We start from the raw sequence: 20,327 nt of genomic DNA on the forward strand, positions 1-20,327 counted from the left end.
ATTTCCACGATGACCAATGCGTTACGGCTTCACGATTTCTCGCTATCGGAGTAGCCATAGTAGGCATAGCGGTAGCGCCCATACTTGGAACCGTAGCCATAGCGGAAGGCATTGGGATCCAGCCCATTGAAGATCACCCCTTTCACGCTCACATTGACTTGCCCAAGTTGCTTGGCACACTCCGATATCTCCCCGATCGAACTCTTGCCAAAGCGCGTGACCAGGAAGACCGTGCCGCAGCGCTCAGCCAGGATCGCGGCATCGGCGACAGCCAGCACCGGAGGCGTGTCGATCATGAGCAGGTCATAGCGATCGCTGAGGCCTTCCAGCAGCTTGACCATGCGTTCATTGAGCATGAGCTCGGCGGGATTGGGAGGTATCGTCCCCGTGCCAATGAAATCCAGTCCCTGGACGACTTCGCGGTGAATGACGTCTTCCAGCGCAAGCTTCCCGGCCAGCACGTCGGACAAGCCGGGCTCCCGGTCCTTGCCGAAATACTGGTTCAGGTAGCCCTTGCGCATATCGGCGTCCACCAGCAAGACACGCTTGCCACCCGACGCCATCAGGGCCGCCAGGTTGACCGAGACGAAGGACTTGCCCACCCCCGCGGTCGCGCCGGTAAGCAGCACGCGGTTGTTGGCCGCATCCAGCATGGCAAACTGCAGCGAGGTCCGCAGGCTGCGCAGGCTTTCCACCGATGGCTCGTTCGGGAAGCGATCGGCCAGCAGATACTGGCCCCGCTTGCGCGCATGGATTTCCTTGCTGAGGCTGATCTGGTGCTCGGACTGCGGAACGGTGGCATACACATTGAGACCGGTATGTTCCTCGATGTCCTTGGGATCGGTAATCCCGCCGAACAGGGCATTACGGACAAAGGCCGCCACCGCGCCCGCCAGCACGCCAAGCATCGCGGCCAGGACGATCACCAGGGCTTTCTTTGGCTTTACCGGCTCCTCGGGAACCGGCGAGCTGTCCACCAGGCGCACGCTGCCGACCTTGCCGGCCTTGACCAGCTTGAGTTGCTGCATGTTGTTCAGCATGCCGACGTAGAGGTCATTGTTGACCTGGACGTCGCGCATCAGGCGCAAGGTGTCCTGCTCCAGATTGGGCAAGGCCTTCACACGGTTGGCGATCGATCCCACCTTGGCGCCGAGCACGGCGATCTGCTGGTCCAGGGCCTGCATGGAAGGATGACCGGGCGCAAAGCGCGTCAGCAACTCGGCCCGCTTCTGCTTGAGTTCGAGCAGCGACGTTTCGGAAGTCACACTCTCCTGCAGGAAGGCCTTGCCCTCTTCGCTGAGATTGAAGGTGCCCCGCTCATTGCGCATGGCGTTGTACTTGACTTCGGCGCGCTCGAGTTCGTTCTTCAGTTGCGGCAGCAGGTTGCTCAGGAAAATCAGGGATTTTTCCGCTTCCGCGGCCTTGCGATTGATGTTCTGTGCCACGTACTCGTCGCCGATCTCGTTCAGGATGGCAGCGGTCAGCCTGGCGTCATTGCCTTCGAGCGAGGCACCGATCACGCCGCTCTGCTTGCCCTTCTCCGCGATATTCAGCTGCAGCTGCAACTTCTCCAGCGTCTTCAGGCGGGAGTTGCGCACAAGGCTGAAGGCAATGCCCGGCTTCGCCTTCAGTGCGCTCACCAGCAGACGGATCTTGCCAATGCCTTGCTCGGCCTCGACGGTTTTCCCCACACGGCCCTCGATAGGCTTGTCAAGGCTGCCCTGCTCCAGCCTGTATCGGCCATCACCCAGGCTCACCAGCATGAAGGTCTCGCCTTGCATCTCCTCGGGTACGTCGAAGGTGGAAACCGCGATGGATTCCGCCCCCCAGGCATATCCACCCATGCCGAGCAGGCCCGGCTCGGAGAGCCCCTTTGACCGGCTCGCGATCCACGGCCCGACCAGCGGGAAATACTTCGGCCTGGCATCGATATAGAGCCGCAGGTTGTCAACGGCCTTGCCGACGATCATTCGCGAGCGCAGGATCTCGATTTCCGCGGTTGCCTGCGTCTTGACGTCGAACAGTGAGGACACATCGCCCAGCAGGCCATTGGGACTGTTCTGGCTGTCCTCGACCTGCACCAGGATGTTCGCCTCGTACACCGGCCGCGCCAGGAACGCGTAGGCCACCCCCAGCATAAGAATGGCAAGGGCAATAGCCGCGATCAGCCAGCGGCTTGCCACGAGCACGTCGAGATAGCGAACGAGGGCGATCTCTTCCGATTGACTGGGCGCCACGGCAGGAGCGTAAGTGGAATGGTTCATTGGAGGCAGGACAGTATCGTATTAACCCAGGGCCCGGATGCGAGGCACCCAGGCTTCCACACCGCGCTGGATCAGCTGCAGCGCGTTCTCGAAAGCCGGGCGCGGCTGGCGATAGGGATCGGGTACATCAAACTTTCCCAGTTCGCCCAGGCGGAAGACCCGTCCCGTGGTGGCGGGATGCAGGCGCTGAATCTCTTGCCGCTGGGCGTTGTTCATGACGAGTATCAGGTCCGCGCGCCTGACCATGACGTGACTGAGTTGCCGGGCCCGATGGTCGGAAATGTCCACGCCCCGATGACTCAGCAGATCCACCGCATTGGGATCGGCAGCCTGTCCGGCAAGCGCCCCCAGCCCGGCGGAGACAACGTCGCCCTCGGGCAATGCCTGGCTGAGCAGGCCCTGTGCCATCGGGCTGCGGCAGATATTGCCAATGCAGACGACGAGTACGGTCTTGATCATTTGACTGCGTTTGCCGTGGACGTAAAGAAGTTTCCGCTCGGCAGCAGCTGGTTGATCACCCGGCTCCAGCGGACCACGCCTGCGGCGTCCACATAGACAACGTCTCTTGGCTTCAACTCGAACGCTTCGGCCAGGGCAAAGGCGACAGGGGACTTGCCATCCAGGTGGAACACCTCGGCTTGCCCATCCGGGGCCTTGCGGATCACGTAGAGCTCCCTGGCGTTGGCAGAGTTGGGGTTCATGCCGCCAGCTTCACCAATGGCTTCGCTGAGCGTGAGCCGGCCGTTTCGCGGCATCACCGGAGACGGCTTCACGACCTCACCGGTCACGAATACCTTGCTGTCCTCGCGTTGCTCCACGCGCACGATGTCACCGTTGCGCAGCAGGATGCGGGCCGGGTCGATGCCTTGCTGCAGTAGCGCGGGCAGACTGATGAAATATGTCTTGCCCTCACGCGAGATGCGAATGCGGCTGTTATCGCCAGTCAGGACGTTGACGCCGCCGGCCCGGTTGAGCGCTTCGACCAGCGTCATCGGCACGTCGTCGATATTCTGCGGACCAGGCGTCTTGACTTCGCCATCGAGGTAGACACGCTTGCTGCGAAAGGCGAGCACGCGTACGGTGACCTGCGGCATGGTGACGACGGGCTTGAGCTGAGTGCTCAGCTGCCCGCGGATCTGGTCCGGGGTCTGGCCGAGAACCTTGATCACACCGGCATAAGGAAACTGGATCGTTCCCGCGGGACTGACGACGTAGCCCGGTATGTTGGCCGCGCCACTGTAGCTGGGGATCTCGTAGGCTGCGCCAATCGAGTAGGTTTGCGTCGGGAACACCAGTTCCGGGTGGTCCCACACGACGATCGAGAGAATGTCGCCGACGCCTACGGTATAGGACTCCGGATCGGCGAACAGTTCCTCCACCCCGGCGTTCGCTGGGGGTGCGGCGGCCTTTAGCGTACGCACCAGCGCCGGTGTGATCTGCGTGATCTTGGGCACCGACGCGGGATCCTCCGGATCAAGCGGGCGCTGTGGGTCGAAGCGCATTCCTGGCGCGAGCGCGCAGGAAGCCAGCAACGGAACGATCCCCAGCCACATGGCGGCCCTGCCAAACCTCAAGCTGCTTGAAAGCTTTAGCACGTCTCGATGATTCCCTTGTTGCAAGAAGATCCGCATTGCCCGCCGTCTCCCTGGCGGGCCGAGTCGCGGTGAATCCGCTTGTTCGACATGGCACTCGCGGTGCCTTTCCGCTTCGTTGAACTGCCTGCGGACTTGAACCTGGCGGTGTTAGCTTCGTGTTGCCCGGCGCGAAGGTGCGCTCTTTTGCACTGCGTCATTTCGCAAATGACCGGCGAAGTTTATGGCTCGCGGGACTACATCTTCAAGGCGGAACCGGCATTTTTAGCGAGTTTCCGATCCCCCCATCAGAGTGGAAACGAAATTGGGAGGGACGCCGCCGAAGCTGTTATCGGAAGAAAAAAAAAGAGGGTGTGGACGCAGCGAAGGTCTACACCCCGAGGGGATCGGCAACGGGTCAGTGCTTGCCGGCCTTGATTATTGATGGGGAGCAGACCGCGTCTTACCCCGCTTCGGTGGGCCCCACACTGAGGTGGGGAAAGCTCTGAATGCTCGGGCGCCGGCCGGCGCTCCTGTGGCCTGCAACCACGTCCTTGCGTCCAGGCAGTCCCAACGCTTGGGGGGTACCGTAGATGCTGCGACGCAGCACAATCCCCGGTGGCACCCCGTTGCCGCTTAAGGGTGTAGGCGATCGATTCCCTGTTGCGCCTACACCCTCTTTCTTTGCCGTCAGACGACAGGCGCGTGTCAGTCTTATCAAATCTTTAGAAGGGAGCAGCCAGAATGACGAGTCGCGTTACCAAAGCCGTCTTCCCGGTTGCGGGCCTGGGAACCCGCTTCCTGCCCGCCACCAAGGCCAGTCCGAAGGAAATGCTGCCGGTGGTGGACAAGCCGCTGATCCAGTACGCCGTGGAAGAGGCGATGGCCGCCGGCATTACCGAGATGATCTTCGTCACCGGCCGCTCCAAGCGCGCCATCGAGGACCATTTCGACAAGGCATTCGAACTGGAGGTGGAACTCGAAGCCAAGAACAAGCGTGCCCTGCTGGACGTGGTGCGCTCGATCAAGCCGGCCAACGTCGAGTGCTTCTACGTGCGCCAGTCCGAAGCGCTCGGCCTGGGGCACGCGGTGCTGTGCGCGGCCAAGCTGGTCGGCAACACGCCGTTCGCGATCATGCTGGCCGATGACCTGATCGACGGCAACCCGCCGGCGATGAAGCAGATGGTGGACGCCTACAACCACTACAACTGCTCGGTGCTCGGCGTCGAGGAAATCTCGCCGGAACAGAGCCGTTCGTACGGCGTGGTCGATGGCCGCGAGTGGAGCGAAGGCGTGATCAAGGTATCGGGCATTGTCGAGAAGCCCGCGCCGGAAGAGGCGCCATCCAACCTAGGCGTGGTCGGCCGCTACATCCTGACGCCGCGCATCTTCGACCACCTGCGCGAGCTGAAGCCCGGCGCTGGCGGCGAGTTCCAGCTGACCGACGCGATCCAGTCGCTGCTGGGCCAGGAGCAGGTGCTGGCCTATCGCTACCAGGGCACGCGCTATGACTGCGGCAGCAAGCTTGGCTACCTGAAGGCAACCGTCGAGTTTGCGCTCAAGCACCACGAAGCCGGCGCGAACTTCCGCAGCTACCTGGAAGCGCGTGGCCATCATCTGACTGACAGCTTGATTGCCTGAAAAGGGTACCTGCGACTTTGCCCCCCTTCCGAATAGCAAGGCAACCAAAGAGGTAGCAGCCACATGATTGACTGGATCCACCTGGGCAAGGCATTCCTTCTCGGCATCATCGAGGGCTTGACGGAATTCCTGCCCGTATCAAGCACAGGACACCTGATTCTGATCGGAGGCTGGATCGACTTCGAATCCGATGAGACACGCGTATTCCATGTGGTGATCCAGCTCGGCGCAATCCTGGCCGTCTGCTGGCTGTTCCGTGCCAAGATCATGCATCTGTGCCAGGGAGTCGTCCGGGGGGATCCGGAAGCGCTGCGCTTTGCCACTGCGGTACTGGTCGCCTTTCTGCCCGCAGCGGTCATCGGCGCGCTGTTCATCGGGCCCATCAAGCACCGGCTTTTCGACCCCGCTGTCATCGCGGCGGCATTGATCGTCGGTGGCCTGATCATCCTCTGGGTCGAGCGGCGCAGGGCAATCCCTCGCATTCAAACCATCGAAGATTTCGGCTGGAAGCAAGCCATCGGTATCGGCCTGGCGCAGTGCATGGCCATGATTCCCGGCACCTCGCGCTCGGGAGCCACCATCGTCGGAGGCATGCTGTCCGGCGTGTCGCGGCAAGCCGCGACCGAGTTCTCCTTTTTCCTGGCGATTCCCACCATGCTGGGCGCCGCCTCCTACGACGCCATGCGGCACTATCACTTGCTCGGCATGGAGGATCTCTGGGCCATTGCCGCAGGCTTCACTGCGGCCTTCATCTCGGCCCTGTTCGTTGTCAATGCGATGATCCGCCTGGTAGCGCGGCATTCGCTGCGCGTGTTTGCCTGGTATCGCATCGCGCTTGGTCTGCTGATCGCTGTCGTGACCGCGGCCCCCTCACTTTGAGCCGGGGCTGTACGCCAATGATCATGCTGCCTTGACCATATCCTCGACCACCTTCTTGGCGTCGCCGAACACCATCATGGTCTTGTCCATGTAGAACAGCTCGTTGTCCAGCCCCGCGTAGCCGGCCGCCATCGAGCGCTTGTTGACGATGATGGTCTTGGCCTTGTACGCCTCCAGGATCGGCATGCCGGCGATCGGCGACTTGGGATCGGTCTTGGCCGCCGGGTTGACCACGTCGTTGGCGCCCAGCACCAGCACCACGTCGGCCTGGCCGAACTCGCTGTTGATGTCTTCCATCTCGAAGACCTGGTCGTACGGCACTTCGGCCTCGGCCAGCAGCACGTTCATGTGGCCCGGCATGCGCCCGGCCACCGGGTGGATCGCGTACTTCACGGTCACGCCCTTCTCCGTGAGCGCTTCGGTGAGTTCCTTGAGCGCATGCTGCGCACGCGCGACCGCCAGGCCGTAGCCCGGCACGATGATGACCGTCTCCGCATTGCCCATCAGGAAGGCGGCATCGTCGGCCGAACCCGATTTCACGTTGCGCTGGGCCTGCCCCGCCGGATCGCTCGCGGCGGCGGCGTCGCTGCCAAAACCCCCAAGGATCACGTTGAAGAACGAGCGGTTCATCGCGCGGCACATGATGTACGAGAGAATGGCACCGGAGGAGCCCACCAGCGAGCCGGCGATGATCAGCATCGGGTTGTTCAGCGAGAAGCCGATGCCGGCGGCCGCCCAGCCCGAGTACGAGTTCAGCATCGACACCACCACCGGCATGTCGGCGCCGCCGATCGGGATGATGATCAGCACGCCCAGCACGAAGGCGATCGCCAGCATGACCAGGAACGGCTCCCACGCCTGTGTCAGGAAGAAGGCGATGCCGAAGCCGACCATCGCCACCGCCAGCAGCAGGTTGAGCCAGTGCTGGCCAGGGAATACCACCGGCGCGCCCTGGAACAGGCGGAACTTGTAGCGTCCGGCCAGCTTGCCGAAGGCGATCACCGAACCGGAGAAAGTGATGGCGCCGACGAAGCAGCCGATGAACAGCTCGATCCGGTTGCCCAGCGGGATCAGGTGCGAGCCTGCCGGCGTGATGCCGAACGCGGCCGGCTCCGCGACCGCGGCCACCGCGATGAACACCGCCGCGAGACCGATCAGCGAGTGCATTGCCGCCACCAGCTCGGGCATCTTGGTCATCTGCACCTTCCTGGCCACGTAGGCGCCGATGCCGCCGCCCACCACCAGCGCGGCCAAAATCAATGCCAGTCCGCTGCCGGTGTTGCCGGCTTCGCCCGCGCCCGCCAGCACTTCGTTCTTCAGCTTCAGGATCAGCGCCACCGTGGTCAGCGCTGCCACCAGCATGCCCGCCATGCCGAAGGCATTGCCGCGCCGTGCCGTGGTCGGGTGCGACAGCCCCTTCAACGCCTGGATAAAGCACACCGACGCGCCCAGGTAAGACAGCGTCACCAGATTCATCGACAGGCCATTCATCGCGCCACCTCCGCCAGCTTTCCGTCCGCCTGCGCGCTGCCGTGCGCCTGTGTCCTGGGTGCCTTCTTGCGGAACATTTCCAGCATCCGCTGCGTGACCAGGAAGCCGCCGAACACATTGACCGCCGCCAGCGCCACGGCCAGCGTGCCCATGGCCCGGCCGACATTGCCTTCGGTCAGGCCGGCGGCCAGCATCGCGCCGACGATGATGATGGCCGAGATCGCATTGGTCACCGCCATCAGCGGCGTATGCAGCGCGGGCGTGACGGTCCAGACCACGTGGTAGCCCACGTAGATCGCCAGGACAAAGATGATCAGGTTGATCACCGTGTGGCTAACCATTTCCATTTGCTTCTCCTTGAATCATCCGGCCAGCGCCGCTTCCTTGCGTCCCGCCACCAGGCAGGCAGCGACGATGTCATCCTCGGTGTCGATCGCAAGCCTGCCCTCCTTGTCGAGGATAAGCTTGAGGAAATCCAGCACGTTGCGGGCGTAGAGCGCCGAGGCGTCGGCCGCCACCATGCTGGCCAGGTTGGTATGGCCGATGATGATGACGCCGTTGCGCTCGACCACTTCGTCGGCCACCGTCAGCGGGCAGTTGCCGCCCTGGGCTGCAGCCAGGTCGACCACCACCGAGCCCGGCTTCATCTGCTGCACGGTCGCTTCCTGCAGCAGCACCGGCGCCTTGCGGCCCGGGATCAGTGCGGTGGTGATGACGATGTCGGCCTGGATCGCGCGCTGGTGCACCAGCTCGGCCTGGCGCTTCATCCAGTCCGGCGGCATCGGGCGCGCATAGCCGCCCACGCCCTGCGCGATCTCGCGCTCTTCGTCGGTCAGGAACGGCACGTCGAGGAACTTGCCGCCGAGCGACTCGATCTGCTCCTTGACCGCGGGGCGCACGTCGGAGGCTTCGATCACCGCGCCCAGGCGCTTGGCGGTGGCGATCGCCTGCAGGCCGGCCACGCCGGCGCCCAGGATCAGCACGCGCGCGGCCTTGACGGTGCCGGCGGCGGTCATCAGCATCGGCATGAAGCGCTGGTAGTGGTGCGCGGCCACCAGCACGGCCTTGTAGCCGGCGATGTTGGCCTGCGACGAGAGCACGTCCATGCTCTGCGCGCGCGTGGTGCGCGGCGCGGCCTCGAGCGCGAACGCGGTCACGTTGGCTGCCGCCATGCGCGCGTTGTTCTCGGCATCGAAGGGATTGAGCATGCCCACCAGCACCGCCCCGGGCTTCATCTGGGCAAGCTCGGCCGGCTCAGGCGCGCGCACCTTGAGCACCAGTTGCGCTCCCAGCGCTTCGGCCGCGGTGCCGATGGTGGCGCCGACCGCTTCATACGCGCCGTCGGGCTGGCTGGCGCGCACGCCGGCGCCGGCCTGTACGACCACCTTGTGGCCTTGCGCCACGTATTTCTTTACGGTCTCCGGCGTCGCGGCAACACGCGCCTCCCCCGCCCGCGACTCAGTCGGGATCCCTATCAGCATCTTCATTCTCCGGATTGGCGCCGCATGGCGGCGCCGGTCTGTGGCGTTGCGGCTCAGCGCGGCACTTCGCCTTCCAGCGTTACGCGGTTCAGGATACGTTCGGCATTGCCGTAGTCGTGCACCGCATAGTGCATGGTGCAGCGGTTGTCCCACATCACCACGTCGCCCTGCTGCCACATATGGCGGTAGACGTTGTCGGGCGACACCGAATGCTCGTAGAGGAAGTCGAGCAGCGGCCGGCTCTCCGCCGCGGTCATGCCCTCGATGCATTGCGCGGTATCGGGGTGGCCCACGTACAGCGCCTTGCGGCCGGTTTCCGGGTGGGTGCGCACGATCGGATGCACGGCGGTGGGAACCTTGTCGGAGCCGGTCATTTTGGCCAGCCGCGCGCCGGAGAAGCGGCAGCGCAGCCCTTCGATCATGCGCTGCATCGCCGGCGACAGCCGCTCGTAGGACACGTACTGGTTGCACCACATGGTGTCGCCGCCCACCGGGATGGTGACCGCCGACAGGATCGAGATCTTGGGCGGCACCTCGGTGTAGATCGAGTCCGAATGCCAGGCCTCGGTGGACGCAGTCTCCTTGGGAATCTTGGTCACCTGGGCCAGTTCCGGAAACTCGGTCAGGCCCTTGAGCAGCGGATTGCCCTGCACCGGCTTGCCCCAGCGCCGCGCGAAGGCGACCTGCGCCGCGGGCTGCAGGTGCTGGCCGCGGAATACCAGCACACCGTATTCCAGGAATGCGCGCTGCAGGATGTCGAAGCTGGCATCGTCGAGCGGCTGGTTCAGGTCGACGCCGGTCACGGCGGCACCGACGGAACCGGTCAGCGGCTGGATCTGGATGGTCATCATGTCTCCTCGTCTTCTCGTCTTTTCTGTGGAATCAGTCTGCAAGCAGCACGATCTTGCCCACGTGCTGCTCCTGCTTCATGTAGGCATGCGCGGCGGCGATATCGTTCATGGCAAAGGTCCGGTCGACCGGCAGGCGCACGCGCCCCGCGCGCAGGAACGGCAGCATGTCGCGCGCGCAGGCCTGGATGCACTCCAGCCGCTCCTGTTCGGTGCGGGTGCGGAAGGTCACGCCGATCAGCTGCAGGCGCTTGAGCCAGAGCTGCGTCAGGTCGATCTGCGCGGTCGCGGAACCCAGCCGCGCGATATTCACCAGCCGGCCCTTGACCGCCAGGCTCTGCATGTTGGCTTCGAACAGCGGGCCGCCGACCGTGTCGATGATGATGTCGACGCCCTTGTCGCCGGTGGCTGCCATGACCGCCGCGACCTGGTCGTCGCGCGAGGCATCGATGCCCACGTCCACGCCGAACTGGCTGACCTTGTCGAGCTTGGCCGCCGAGCGCGACGACGCGATCACCGGGCGCGCGCCCATCAGCGAGGCGATCTGGATCGCCGCCATCGCCACGCCACCCGAGGCACCGTTGACCAGCACCGATTCGCCCGCCACCAGCCGGCCGTTGGTGACCAGCGCATCATGCGCCGTGATAAAGACATTGGGGAACGCCGCGGCATCGATCCATGACAGCCCGTCCGGCACCGGCATCAGCGCCAGCGGCTCGGCCACCACGTACTCGGCCTGGCAGCCGCGGCCATGACCCATCACGCGGTCGCCCTTGCGCCAGCCGCTGACGCCCGCGCCGACGTCGGCCACCTCGCCGGCAAACTCGACGCCGGCGGTGATGGTATTGCCCGTGCGCAATTCCTTCGCCTGGTTGATCTCGCCCCGGTTCAGGCCGGCGGCGCGCACCCGGACCAGCACCTGCCCCGCCGCCGCCACCGGCACCGGGATATCCTGCACTTCGACCGTGCCGCCCTCCGGGCCCGGCACTACGCGGACTGCCTTCACTGTTGTCTCCTTTCCCGTCTCGCAACGTGTTGCTTGCCTTTGATACTGTGATGCCCCATGCGCTGCACTATGCGCTGCCTTATGCGCTTCCTTATGCGCTGCCAAGCGCCGTCGCCCGGATCAGCGACAGCAGCTCCAGCGCGCGCTCGGCGGCCGCTTCGCCGCCGGGGTGGTTGCCGCGCACAAACGGCACGCGGCTGTCTTCGATCGCCGCCAGCGCCTGCAGCGGCCGTTCCGCCGCCACCGCCAGCCGGCGGAATTCATTGACCGTCAGCAGGTAGCTGTGAAACACGTCCGCTTGCGGCGGCGTGGTGCCAAGCTTGTGCAGCAGCGCGTTGAGCCAGTGCGTGCCGGCCAGCATCGCGCCTTCGATCCGCATCTCGTAGTCGGCGCTGGTGCACCTGAGCAGCGAGGCTTCAATGCTTCGCGCCATCGCGATGTGCCCTTCAATATCCATCCCTTGCTCCCTCCAGGCGCACTGCCAGCAGTGCCAGGCAGCGGCGCAGCGCCGCATCGCAATCCCCGGCGATCGCCGCGGTGGGCGCCAGGCCCTCGCGCAGGCAGGGATCGCGGTAATGCTCGATCTCTTCCATCGCCACCATCATCGCGGCGATGTCGTCAGGCACCGGTGCCTCCACTTTCGGCCGGCCGACATGGAGCACGTCGCCCAGCGGGCCGAACGCCGGCCTGAGGCTGCCGTCCGGCTGTGGCACCAGGTAGACGCCCGGCTGCGTCGGGAACCTGTCTTCGTCCTGCGTGATGCCGGCGTGGTGCAGTGCCGCGTTCACGGCATGGGTGCCGGCAGTCATGCCAGCCCAGAACCACAGGCCGAAGTCCTGCAGTGGATCCAGCCGCGCACGCAGCGCTTGCAGCCTGCCGATCTTCTCCGTGTGTGACGGAACCTTCATACCTGTCTTCTCCGTGGATTCGCTGCCCCGATGTGCCGGCGCCGACATCGTCGGCCGTTGTCATGACGATAGACAGCGCCCATGCCGATGTCAACAAACTTCTATATAGGACTTTCATCGATGAAGTAGTGGTTTTCTCGTATAAACCACCTTTATCCTTGACCTTGCACTACTGGATTCCCTACATTTGGCCTCAACACCTATACAGGAGTTGATCAATGCCGCGAGCCATCGTACTAAACCCGGCCGACAACGTGGCCACCCTGCTGGACGCCGGTGCCGCCGGCGAGGCCTGCGCGCTGGAAGGCGAGCGCACGGGCAGGCTGGTGCTGCTGCAGGACGTGCCGTTCGGCCACAAGGTCTGCATCGCCGATACGGCGCCGGGCGCCACCATCGTCAAGTACGGCCAGGTCATCGGCCGCGCCAGCCGCGCGGTGCGCGCCGGCGAACACATGCATGTCCACAACATCGAGTCGGCGCGTGCGCGCGGCGACCTGCACAAGGGGTAAAGCGCAATGACCTCCCTCGCAACAACCTTCCTCGGCTACCCGCGCGAAAACGGCGCGGTCGGCGTGCGCAACTGGGTCGCGGTGGTCTCCGTGATGGACAACTGCAACCCGGTGACCCGGACCATCGCCCGCACCGTGGGCGGCTGCATCCCGGTGACGACGCTGTTCGTGCGCGGGCAGTTCGGCGCCGACCTGGACTTCGCCTTCGAGTCGCTCGCCGGGCTGGGCCGCAATCCGAATATCGCGGCGGTGCTGCTGGTCGGCCTGGAAGAGTCGTCGACCGAGGAAGTTGCGCGCCGCATCCGCACCACCGGCAAGCCGGTCGAACGCGTGCACCTGCAGCCCGACGGCACGGTCGCATGCCTTGCCGACGGCACGCGCAAGGCCGCGCAGCTGTCGCTGGCGGCGTCGCGGGCGCGGCGCGTGCCGTGCCCGGTGTCGTCGCTGGTGATCGGCGTGGAGTGCGGCGGCTCGGACACCACCTCCGGGCTGAGCTGCAACCCCGTGATCGGCCGCATGGCGGACATGGTGGTGGCGGAGGGCGGCACCGTGATCATCTCCGAGACCTCCGAGTTCATCGGCGCCGAGCACCTGTTTGCCGAGCGCGCCGCCGATGGCCGCGTACGCGAGGCCTTCGTCACCGCGGTGCGCAACATGGAAAACCTGGCGATCTCGCGCGGCGTGGACATGCGCGAGGACCAGCCCTCGCCCGACAACAAGCGCGGCGGCCTGACCACGGTCGAGGAAAAGGCGCTGGGCGCGATGGCCAAGGCCGGCACCAGCCCGCTGGTGGGCGTGCTGCGCTACGGCGAGGCGCCGCAGAAGAAGGGCCTGCATTTCATGGACGCACCGGCCGCGGCAGTGGAAAATCTCACTGCGCTGGCTGCCGGCGGATGCCAGCTGACCTTCTTCGGCACGGGGGTGGGCAATCCGATCGGCAGCATGGTGGCACCGACGGTCAAGGTGTGCGGCAACGTCAATACCCTGCACACCATGGCCGACAATATTGACTTCGACGTCAGCGGCGTCCTGCAGCACGGGGACAAGATCCCTGACCTCGGCGAGCAGCTGTACGGCTATGCGATCGAGGTCGCATCCGGCACGCGGCTGACCAGCGAGGTGCTCGATATCCGGGAGACCGCGATCAGTCGATTCGCCCTGAGCCTGTGAACAACCATGACCAAACTTAGCAGCGTCTCCGACGCCATCATCCGCTCCATCGAGTCAGGCGCCCTGCGCGAAGGCGACCGGCTGCCCTCCGAGGGCGAGCTGGCCACCTTCCACGGGGTCAGCGTGGGCACGGTGCAGAAGGCGCTGGCGCGGCTGACGCACTCGGGGCTGATCACGCGCGAGCAGGGCCGCGGCACCTTTGTCTCGGGCACCCGGGTGGCGCCGGCCGACGTGCGCTACCTGCGCTTTCGCGATGAGCAGGGCAATGAGCTGCCCTCCTACGTCCACGCACGCTCGGTCAAGCGCATCAAGCGCCAAGGGCCGTGGTCGGAATTCCTCGGCGGCGATGGCTATGTGCGCATCGAGCGCGTCATCAACGTGGGCGGGCGCCTGGACCTGTACAGCGAGTTCTGGCTGCGCGAGGAAGACTTCGCCCAGCTTGGCGGCCTCGACCGCGAGGCGCTGGAGAAGAACCTGCGCGAGCTGATCGGCCAGCGCCTGTCGCTGCCGACGCTGCGCGTGGACCAGTGGATCCGCTTCGGGCCGGCCCCCGCCACGGCCGCGCGCGAGATCGGGCTGGAAGCCGACGCGCCGGCCTTCATCATGGAACTGCGCGGCTACACGCTGCGCGACCAGCCCCTCTACTACCAGTCGGTCTATGCCGCCCCGTTCTCGGAGCGCCTGATGATTGTCAGGGAGAAGTCAACGTGACGACACGTCCCATCCCACGTACTGCAGACCAGCTCACGCACTGGACCGCGGCCATCTTCGAAGCGTGCGGCGTGGCGTCCGGCCATGCGCACGAGGCCGCCGCCGCGCTGGTGCGCAGCGAACTGCGCGGCTACAAGACTCATGGCCTGACCCGGGTGCCGTCCTACGTCGAGCGCCTGCGCGCGGGCGACTTCAACCCGCGTCCGCGGATGTCGCATCGCGCCTTCCCGGGCGGGATCGTGCTCGATGCCGATGGCGCCATGGGCCAGGTGGCGGCGCCGCACGCGGTGCGGCTAGGCTTGCAGGCGCTCGGGCACAGCGCCAGCGTGCTGGTCGCGGTGCAGTCGTGCGGCCACCTGGGCGCGCTTGGCCTGCCCGCCCTGCAGGCCGCCGAGGCCGGCGCCTTCTGCATGGTCGGGCAACGCACTCCGCCGATGCTGGGCATGGAAGGCTTTGCCCGCCCGGCGCTGGGCCACAACCCCATCGCTTTCGGCTGCCCGCTGCCGGGTGCGGCGCCGATCGTGTTCGACGTGGCCTGCAGCGTCGCCGCGCGCGGCCATATCCTGCTGGCCGCGCGCGCAGGCCAACCCATCCCGGAAGGCTGGGCGCTCGATGCCGACGGCCAGCCCACCACCGATGCCGGGCGCGCGCTGGAGGGCTCGCTGCTGCCCATGGGCGGGCACAAGGGCATCGGCATCGCCATGATGGTGGAATGCCTGGCCGGCGCCATGGCCGCCACCGCGGACTCGCTGTCGCCAGCCCGCAATACCGTCGCCGGTGCCGGCGCGGTCGGCCGCCAGGGCGGCTTTGTCTGGCTGGTCAAACCCGAGGCCTTCGCCGGCCAGCAGCTCTTTGCCGACTATATGGCGCAATGGACCGGCAACTACCTTGCCGCCGGCGGCGCCGACGCGCGCCTGCCCGGCCATCGCGGCGACGTGCTCGAACGCGAAGGGCGCGAGCACGGCATCGCATTGCCCGATGCCGTCGCGCGGGAGCTGGACACGCTCGGCCAGGCGCTGGGCATCCCCCTGCCCGGGTAACCGGTTTCCTTCCTCCGTTTTGCTTACAGATCCGGGTGCCATGCGCACACCGGCAGGCCCCGTTCAACCCTGCTTGCCTGAGAAACCGCCAACATGAATGCCCCCATCCCCCCCGATGCGGCCCGCGAGGCCCTGGTCGCTGCGTCGATCGATGACAAGTACGCGCTGGAGTCCGGCCGTGCCTATATGAGCGGCGTCCAGGCCCTGGTGCGCCTGCCGCTGCTGCAGCGCCGGCGCGATGCCGCGGCCGGCCACAACACCGCCGGCTTTATCTCCGGCTATCGCGGCTCGCCGCTGGGCAGCTATGACCAGGCGCTGTGGCAGGCGCGCGCGCACCTGGCCGCCAGCGACGTGGTGTTCAAGCCTGGCGTCAATGAAGAGCTCGGCGTCACCGCGGTGTGGGGCTCGCAGCAGCTGGAGTTCGATGCCGCCAGCAAGAAGTTCGACGGCGTGTTCGGCATCTGGTACGGCAAGGGCCCCGGCGTGGACCGCAGCGGCGACGCGCTCAAGCACGCCAACCTGGCCGGCACCGCGCCGCTGGGCGGCGTGATCGCGCTGGCGGGCGACGACCACGTGTCCAAGAGCAGCACGCTGGCGCACCAGAGCGACCACACCTTCATGGCGTGCGGGCTGCCGGTGTTCTTCCCGGCCAACGTGCAGGACATCCTCGACCTGGGCGTGCATGCCTTTGCCATGAGCCGCTTCAGCGGGCTATGGTCGGGCATGAAGACAGTGCAGGAAGTGGTGGAATCGGGCGCCTCGGTGGTCACCGACGCCGACCGCGTGCGCATCGTGCTGCCGGAGGATTTCATGCAGCCCGGCGGCGGCCTGCATATCCGCTGGCCCGACGACCCGCTTGCGGCCGAGGCGCGCATGATGGAGTTCAAGTGGCCGGCGGCGCTGGCCTATGTGCGCGCCAACCGCCTCAACCGCAATGTGATCGAGGGTCCCGATGACCGGCTGGGCATCATCACCAGCGGCAAGGCCTATAGCGACACGCGCCAGGCGCTGCTGGACCTGGGGCTGGACGATGCCGCCTGCCGCGCCCTCGGCATCCGCCTGCACAAGGTCAGCGTGGTGTGGCCGCTGGAGCCGGACAGCGTGCGCGAATTCGCGCGCGGCCTGCGCGAGGTGCTGGTGGTCGAGGAAAAACGGCCCGTGATCGAGCAGCAGCTTAAGGACGAGTTGTACCACTACCCGCCCGCGGCGCGCCCTGCCGTGTTCGGCAAGTACCACCACAGCGACGGCACCGGCAGCAACGGCGGCGAGTGGAGCCACCGCAAGCCCGCCGACGACTGGCTGCTGCGCGCCAAGGCCGACCTGTCGCCGGCGCTGGTGGCCAAGGCCATCGCGCTGCGGCTGAAGGCACTGGGCGTGCCGGCCGACGTGGCCGCGCGCATGGACCAGCGCCTGCAGGAGATCGCCGCCGCCGAACGCGCCACCGCGCAGGGCGACAGCCGCGCCACCGACCGCCTGCCGTGGTTCTGCCCCGGCTGTCCGCACAACACCAGCACGCGCGTCCCGGAGGGCTCGGTGGCGACCGCCGGCATCGGCTGCCATGGCATGGTGGTGTGGATGGACCGGTCCACCACCTCGTGGTCGCAGATGGGCGGCGAAGGCGTGCACTGGATGGGCCAGGCGCCCTTCAGCAAGCGCGCGCACATGTTCGCCAACCTGGGCGACGGCACCTACAACCACTCCGGCCTGCTGGCGGTGCGCCAGTCGATCCACGCCGGCGTGAACCTGACCTACAAGATCCTGTTCAACAGCGCCGTGGCCATGACCGGCGGCCAGCCGGTCGACGGCCAGCTCGACGTGCCGGCAATGACGCGCGAACTGGCCGCCGAGGGCGCGCGCCGGATCGTGGTGGTGACGGACGAGCCGGGCAAGTACAAGGGTGTCGGCAACCTCGCGGCCGGCGTCACCGTGCGCCACCGCGACGAGCTGGACACCGTGCAGCGCGAGCTGCGCGAGGTGGCTGGCGTGACCGCGATCATCTACGACCAGGCCTGCGCCACCAAGAAGCGCCGCGAGCGCAAGCGCGGCACCATGGCCGACCCGGCGCGGCGCGTGGTCATCAACGAGCTGGTGTGCGAAGGCTGCGGCGACTGCTCGGTGCAGAGCAATTGCCTGGCGGTGCAGCCGGTGGAAACCGATTTCGGGCGCAAGCGCAAGGTCAACCAGGACACCTGCAACAAGGACTTCTCCTGCACCAAGGGCTTTTGCCCGAGCTTTGTCACGGTCGAAGGCGGCCGGCTGAAGAAGCCCGCGCCGTCCGCCGGCGGCAAGGCCACGCCGCCGGCGATCCCGATGCCCGCGCTGCCGGACGCCGGCAAGCCGCAGCGCATCGTGGTGGCGGGCATCGGCGGCACCGGCATCGTCACCATCGGCGCCGTGCTCGGCATGGCCGCGCACCTGGAAGGCAAGGGCGTGATCACGCAAGACGCGACCGGCATGGCACAGATGGGCGGCGCCACCTGGAGCCATATCCAGATCGCCGCCAGCCCCGACGCGCTGCATGCCAGCCGCGTCGACCTGGGCATGGCCGACCTGGTGATCGCCTGCGACACCGTGGTCGCAGCCGGCAAGGCATCGCTGGCGGCGATGTCGGCACGGACCTATGTGGTGCTGAACAGCCACCTGACCCCCACCGCGGCATTCGTGCGCAACCCCGACTGGGATCCGCAGGCCGACGAGGCGGTGGCGCGCATCGCGCGCGCCGTCGGCGAAGGACAACTGGCCAGCTTCGACGCCGAGCAGGTCGCGAAGCAGTTGCTGGGCCAGTCGATCTTCGCCAACCTGCTGCTGCTCGGCTATGCCTGGCAGCAAGGCAAGCTGCCGCTGTCGCACGCGGCGCTGATGCGGGCCATCGAGCTCAACGGCGTGCAGGTGGACAGCAACAAGGCGGCGTTCGAATGGGGGCGCCTGTGCGCGCACGACATATCGAAGCTGCCGTCGCAGCCGGCCGGCTCGCAGGTGATCCAGTTCGTGCGCAAGGTGCCGCTGGCGGAACTGGTGCGCAAGCACGCCGGGTTCCTGGCCGGCTACCAGAACCGGGCTTATGCGGCGCAATACGAGTCGTTCGTCAGCCGCGTCAGCGCAGCGGAATCGGTGCTCGGAGGCACCCGCCTCGGCGAAGCCGTGGCCCGCTCGCTGTTCAAGCTGATGGCCTATAAAGACGAATATGAGGTGGCGCGCCTGCACACCGGCGCCGCCTTCCGCGAGCAGATCGCGTCGATGTTCGAAGGCAAGGTCCGCCTGGTGCACCACCTCGCGCCGCCGCTGCTGGCGCGCAGGAACGGGGACGGCGAGCCGGTCAAGGGGGCTTACGGCCCATGGATGCGCCACGCCTTCGGCGTGCTGGCCCGCCTCAGGGGCCTGCGCGGCACGCCGTTCGATCCCTTCGGCTACACGCAGGAACGCAAGCAGGAACGCGCGCTGATCGGCGAATACCGGCGCAGCATCGAAGCCTTGCTGCCGGCACTTTCCGCGCACAACCTCGAACTGGCACTGGAGATCGCGCGGCTGCCGCAGGAGATCCGCGGCTACGGCCACGTCAAGGCGCGCAACCTCGCCGCCACGCGCACGCGCTGGGAGCGGTTGATGGCGCAGTGGCGCGCGGGCGGCACGCAGGCTCCGGCCCGGACCAGCGCGGCGGCATAGGCAAACGCAAACGGCATCCACGACAGACTGAAGACAGCGAACGGGCCCTGGCCGCTGCGGCCGCGGATCCCGCCAGAGAAACAGCGAGGAGACAACGATGATGACGACCGTACTGAACCGCTTTGGCCGTGCCCTGGGCGCGATTGCACTTGCCACCTCACTTGCCGCCTGCGCCACCGGCGCGCTGGCGCAGGGCGGATATCCCAACCGCCCGATCCGCATCATCGTGCCCTGGCCCGCGGGCGGCGGTGTCGACGCCGTCACGCGCACGGTGGCCGAGAAGATGAGCGCCAGCCTGGGCCAGCAGGTGATCGTCGACAACCGGCCCGGCGCCACCGGCAATATCGGCGCCGGCATGGGCGCGAAGGCGGCACCCGACGGCTACACGCTGCTGGTCGCCAGCGCGCCGATGGCGATCAATGCCAGCCTGCACAAGAACCTGCCGTTCGACCTGGGCAAGGACTTCGCGCCGCTGGGCCTGATGGCAAGCTCGCCCTACATGCTGGTGGTCAACCCGTCGGTGGCCGGATCGGTCAAGGAACTGGTGGAGCGCGCCAGGGCGGAGCCCGGCAAGCTCAGCTATGCCTCGGTCGGGCCGGGCACGCAGCAGAACGTGGTCAGCGAGGTATTCAAGGAAAGCGCCCATGTCAACGTCGTGCACGCCCCCTACAAGGGTGGCCCGCAGGCGCTGACCGACATGGCGGGCGGGCATATCCACATGATGTTCCACGGCGTGCCGGCGGTGATGCCATTCGTCAAGGGCGGCCAGCTCAAGGCCATTGCCGTGGCGAGCAAGCAGCGCCTGCCGCTGTTCCCCGACGTGCCGACCATGGCGGAGGCCGGCTTCCCGGGCATCGAGGCCAGCGAATGGTATGGCCTGGTGGCGCCGGCCGGCACGCCCAAGGACATCGTTGCCCTGCTCGGCAAGGAAATCGACAAGGCGCTGAACGCGCCCGGCGTGCGCCAGCAGCTGGCCAGCAAGGGCTATGACCCGGCCGCGCAGAGCTCGCCGGACCAGTTCGCTTCCTTCATGGCCGCCGAGCAGAAGAAGTGGGCGCTGGCGATCAAGCAGACCGGGTTCCGCCTGGAGTAAGCGACCACCATCGCCCGCTCGCATTCCCCATCCTGCCTGCCTCCGCAATCGG

18 protein-coding genes are annotated in these 20,327 nt (G+C 66.5%); 8 read left to right on the plus strand and 10 right to left on the minus strand.

Annotated elements, in window-relative coordinates:
- Window positions 1-29: 29 nt before the first annotated feature.
- From JTE92_RS09860 to JTE92_RS09870, 3 genes are read right to left on the minus strand one after another with little or no spacing between them, the layout of a single operon-like run.
- Window positions 30-2,264 carry a polysaccharide biosynthesis tyrosine autokinase gene (locus tag JTE92_RS09860; protein WP_063242119.1) on the minus strand — a complete coding sequence of 745 codons (2,235 nt, stop codon included), beginning with the start codon at window positions 2,262-2,264 and terminating at the stop codon, window positions 30-32.
- A 21-nt stretch (window positions 2,265-2,285) separates the two neighbouring features.
- Window positions 2,286-2,723, minus strand: coding sequence for a low molecular weight protein-tyrosine-phosphatase (locus tag JTE92_RS09865; RefSeq protein ID WP_063242120.1), 438 nt, complete (start codon window positions 2,721-2,723; stop codon window positions 2,286-2,288).
- Entirely contained in the window at window positions 2,720-3,859 is a 1,140-nt protein-coding gene (locus tag JTE92_RS09870) for a polysaccharide biosynthesis/export family protein (RefSeq protein ID WP_063242121.1), read from the minus strand. Before JTE92_RS09870 ends, JTE92_RS09865 begins: the two co-directional genes overlap by 4 nt.
- Window positions 3,860-4,579: 720 nt before the next feature.
- Here JTE92_RS09870 and galU point away from each other — a divergent pair.
- Entirely contained in the window at window positions 4,580-5,476 is an 897-nt protein-coding gene (galU, locus tag JTE92_RS09875) for a UTP--glucose-1-phosphate uridylyltransferase GalU (RefSeq protein ID WP_063242122.1), read from the plus strand.
- A gap of 63 nt (window positions 5,477-5,539) precedes the next feature.
- Window positions 5,540-6,355 carry an undecaprenyl-diphosphate phosphatase gene (locus tag JTE92_RS09880; protein WP_063242123.1) on the plus strand — a complete coding sequence of 272 codons (816 nt, stop codon included), beginning with the start codon at window positions 5,540-5,542 and terminating at the stop codon, window positions 6,353-6,355.
- Window positions 6,356-6,376: 21 nt separating this feature from the next.
- Here the strand turns inward: JTE92_RS09880 and JTE92_RS09885 are convergent, their stop codons facing one another.
- From JTE92_RS09885 to JTE92_RS09915, 7 genes are all read right to left on the minus strand, one after another.
- A complete protein-coding gene (locus JTE92_RS09885; protein ID WP_116386910.1) occupies window positions 6,377-7,846 on the minus strand; it encodes an NAD(P)(+) transhydrogenase (Re/Si-specific) subunit beta in 1,470 nt (489 codons plus the stop codon).
- Window positions 7,843-8,193 (minus strand): NAD(P) transhydrogenase subunit alpha part 2, encoded by a 351-nt coding sequence (locus tag JTE92_RS09890; protein WP_063237203.1) that lies wholly within the window; start codon window positions 8,191-8,193, stop codon window positions 7,843-7,845. Before JTE92_RS09890 ends, JTE92_RS09885 begins: the two co-directional genes overlap by 4 nt.
- Before the next feature lie 15 nt (window positions 8,194-8,208).
- Window positions 8,209-9,327: a Re/Si-specific NAD(P)(+) transhydrogenase subunit alpha gene (locus JTE92_RS09895; protein ID WP_063237217.1), complete on the minus strand. Its 1,119-nt coding sequence runs from the start codon at window positions 9,325-9,327 to the stop codon at window positions 8,209-8,211.
- Between the two features lie 53 nt (window positions 9,328-9,380).
- Window positions 9,381-10,175, minus strand: coding sequence for a TauD/TfdA dioxygenase family protein (locus JTE92_RS09900; RefSeq protein WP_063237204.1), 795 nt, complete (start codon window positions 10,173-10,175; stop codon window positions 9,381-9,383).
- 34 nt (window positions 10,176-10,209) lie between these two features.
- Complete coding sequence (locus tag JTE92_RS09905) at window positions 10,210-11,181, minus strand: zinc-binding dehydrogenase (protein WP_063237205.1); 972 nt, start codon at window positions 11,179-11,181, stop codon at window positions 10,210-10,212.
- Window positions 11,182-11,272: 91 nt separating this feature from the next.
- Window positions 11,273-11,638 carry a hypothetical protein gene (locus JTE92_RS09910; RefSeq protein ID WP_063237206.1) on the minus strand — a complete coding sequence of 122 codons (366 nt, stop codon included), beginning with the start codon at window positions 11,636-11,638 and terminating at the stop codon, window positions 11,273-11,275.
- The gene (locus tag JTE92_RS09915) at window positions 11,628-12,089 is read right to left on the minus strand and encodes a hypothetical protein (RefSeq protein ID WP_063237207.1); all 462 of its coding nucleotides are present in this window, start codon (window positions 12,087-12,089) and stop codon (window positions 11,628-11,630) included. The genes JTE92_RS09910 and JTE92_RS09915 overlap by 11 nt, the downstream gene beginning before the upstream one ends.
- A 218-nt stretch (window positions 12,090-12,307) precedes the next feature.
- On the opposite strand from JTE92_RS09915, the gene JTE92_RS09920 reads away from it, so the two are divergent.
- The 6 genes from JTE92_RS09920 to JTE92_RS09945 all read left to right on the plus strand — a co-directional run bounded on the left by JTE92_RS09920 (window position 12,308) and on the right by JTE92_RS09945 (window position 20,275).
- Window positions 12,308-12,598, plus strand: a complete 291-nt coding sequence (locus tag JTE92_RS09920) for a UxaA family hydrolase (RefSeq protein ID WP_063237208.1) — start codon at window positions 12,308-12,310, stop codon at window positions 12,596-12,598.
- A gap of 6 nt (window positions 12,599-12,604) precedes the next feature.
- Window positions 12,605-13,768: a UxaA family hydrolase gene (locus JTE92_RS09925; RefSeq protein ID WP_063237209.1), complete on the plus strand. Its 1,164-nt coding sequence runs from the start codon at window positions 12,605-12,607 to the stop codon at window positions 13,766-13,768.
- 6 nt (window positions 13,769-13,774) lie between these two features.
- Window positions 13,775-14,479, plus strand: a complete 705-nt coding sequence (locus JTE92_RS09930; RefSeq protein ID WP_063237210.1) for a GntR family transcriptional regulator — start codon at window positions 13,775-13,777, stop codon at window positions 14,477-14,479.
- Entirely contained in the window at window positions 14,476-15,519 is a 1,044-nt protein-coding gene (locus JTE92_RS09935) for an Ldh family oxidoreductase (protein ID WP_063237211.1), read from the plus strand. The genes JTE92_RS09930 and JTE92_RS09935 overlap by 4 nt, the downstream gene beginning before the upstream one ends.
- A 93-nt stretch (window positions 15,520-15,612) precedes the next feature.
- Window positions 15,613-19,182 carry an indolepyruvate ferredoxin oxidoreductase family protein gene (locus JTE92_RS09940; RefSeq protein ID WP_063237212.1) on the plus strand — a complete coding sequence of 1,190 codons (3,570 nt, stop codon included), beginning with the start codon at window positions 15,613-15,615 and terminating at the stop codon, window positions 19,180-19,182.
- A gap of 100 nt (window positions 19,183-19,282) precedes the next feature.
- Entirely contained in the window at window positions 19,283-20,275 is a 993-nt protein-coding gene (locus JTE92_RS09945) for a tripartite tricarboxylate transporter substrate binding protein (RefSeq protein ID WP_063237218.1), read from the plus strand.
- Window positions 20,276-20,327 lie beyond the last annotated feature (52 nt).

The sequence above is a fragment of the Cupriavidus oxalaticus genome (assembly GCF_016894385.1).
Taxonomy (GTDB): Bacteria; Pseudomonadota; Gammaproteobacteria; order Burkholderiales; family Burkholderiaceae; genus Cupriavidus; species Cupriavidus oxalaticus.

Bases quoted from the DNA above. Each gene is read 5' to 3' on its own strand.
- JTE92_RS09860 (WP_063242119.1), bottom strand. From the start codon at position 2,264: ATGAACCATTCCACTTACGCTCCTGCCGTGGCGCCCAGTCAATCGGAA.
- JTE92_RS09865 (WP_063242120.1), bottom strand. From the start codon at position 2,723: ATGATCAAGACCGTACTCGTCGTCTGCATTGGCAATATCTGCCGCAGC.
- galU (WP_063242122.1), top strand. From the start codon at position 4,580: ATGACGAGTCGCGTTACCAAAGCCGTCTTCCCGGTTGCGGGCCTGGGA.
- JTE92_RS09880 (WP_063242123.1), top strand. From the start codon at position 5,540: ATGATTGACTGGATCCACCTGGGCAAGGCATTCCTTCTCGGCATCATC.
- JTE92_RS09885 (WP_116386910.1), bottom strand. From the start codon at position 7,846: ATGAATGGCCTGTCGATGAATCTGGTGACGCTGTCTTACCTGGGCGCG.
- JTE92_RS09890 (WP_063237203.1), bottom strand. From the start codon at position 8,193: ATGGAAATGGTTAGCCACACGGTGATCAACCTGATCATCTTTGTCCTG.
- JTE92_RS09895 (WP_063237217.1), bottom strand. From the start codon at position 9,327: ATGCTGATAGGGATCCCGACTGAGTCGCGGGCGGGGGAGGCGCGTGTT.
- JTE92_RS09900 (WP_063237204.1), bottom strand. From the start codon at position 10,175: ATGACCATCCAGATCCAGCCGCTGACCGGTTCCGTCGGTGCCGCCGTG.
- JTE92_RS09910 (WP_063237206.1), bottom strand. From the start codon at position 11,638: ATGGATATTGAAGGGCACATCGCGATGGCGCGAAGCATTGAAGCCTCG.
- JTE92_RS09915 (WP_063237207.1), bottom strand. From the start codon at position 12,089: ATGAAGGTTCCGTCACACACGGAGAAGATCGGCAGGCTGCAAGCGCTG.
- JTE92_RS09920 (WP_063237208.1), top strand. From the start codon at position 12,308: ATGCCGCGAGCCATCGTACTAAACCCGGCCGACAACGTGGCCACCCTG.
- JTE92_RS09925 (WP_063237209.1), top strand. From the start codon at position 12,605: ATGACCTCCCTCGCAACAACCTTCCTCGGCTACCCGCGCGAAAACGGC.
- JTE92_RS09930 (WP_063237210.1), top strand. From the start codon at position 13,775: ATGACCAAACTTAGCAGCGTCTCCGACGCCATCATCCGCTCCATCGAG.
- JTE92_RS09940 (WP_063237212.1), top strand. From the start codon at position 15,613: ATGAATGCCCCCATCCCCCCCGATGCGGCCCGCGAGGCCCTGGTCGCT.
- JTE92_RS09945 (WP_063237218.1), top strand. From the start codon at position 19,283: ATGACGACCGTACTGAACCGCTTTGGCCGTGCCCTGGGCGCGATTGCA.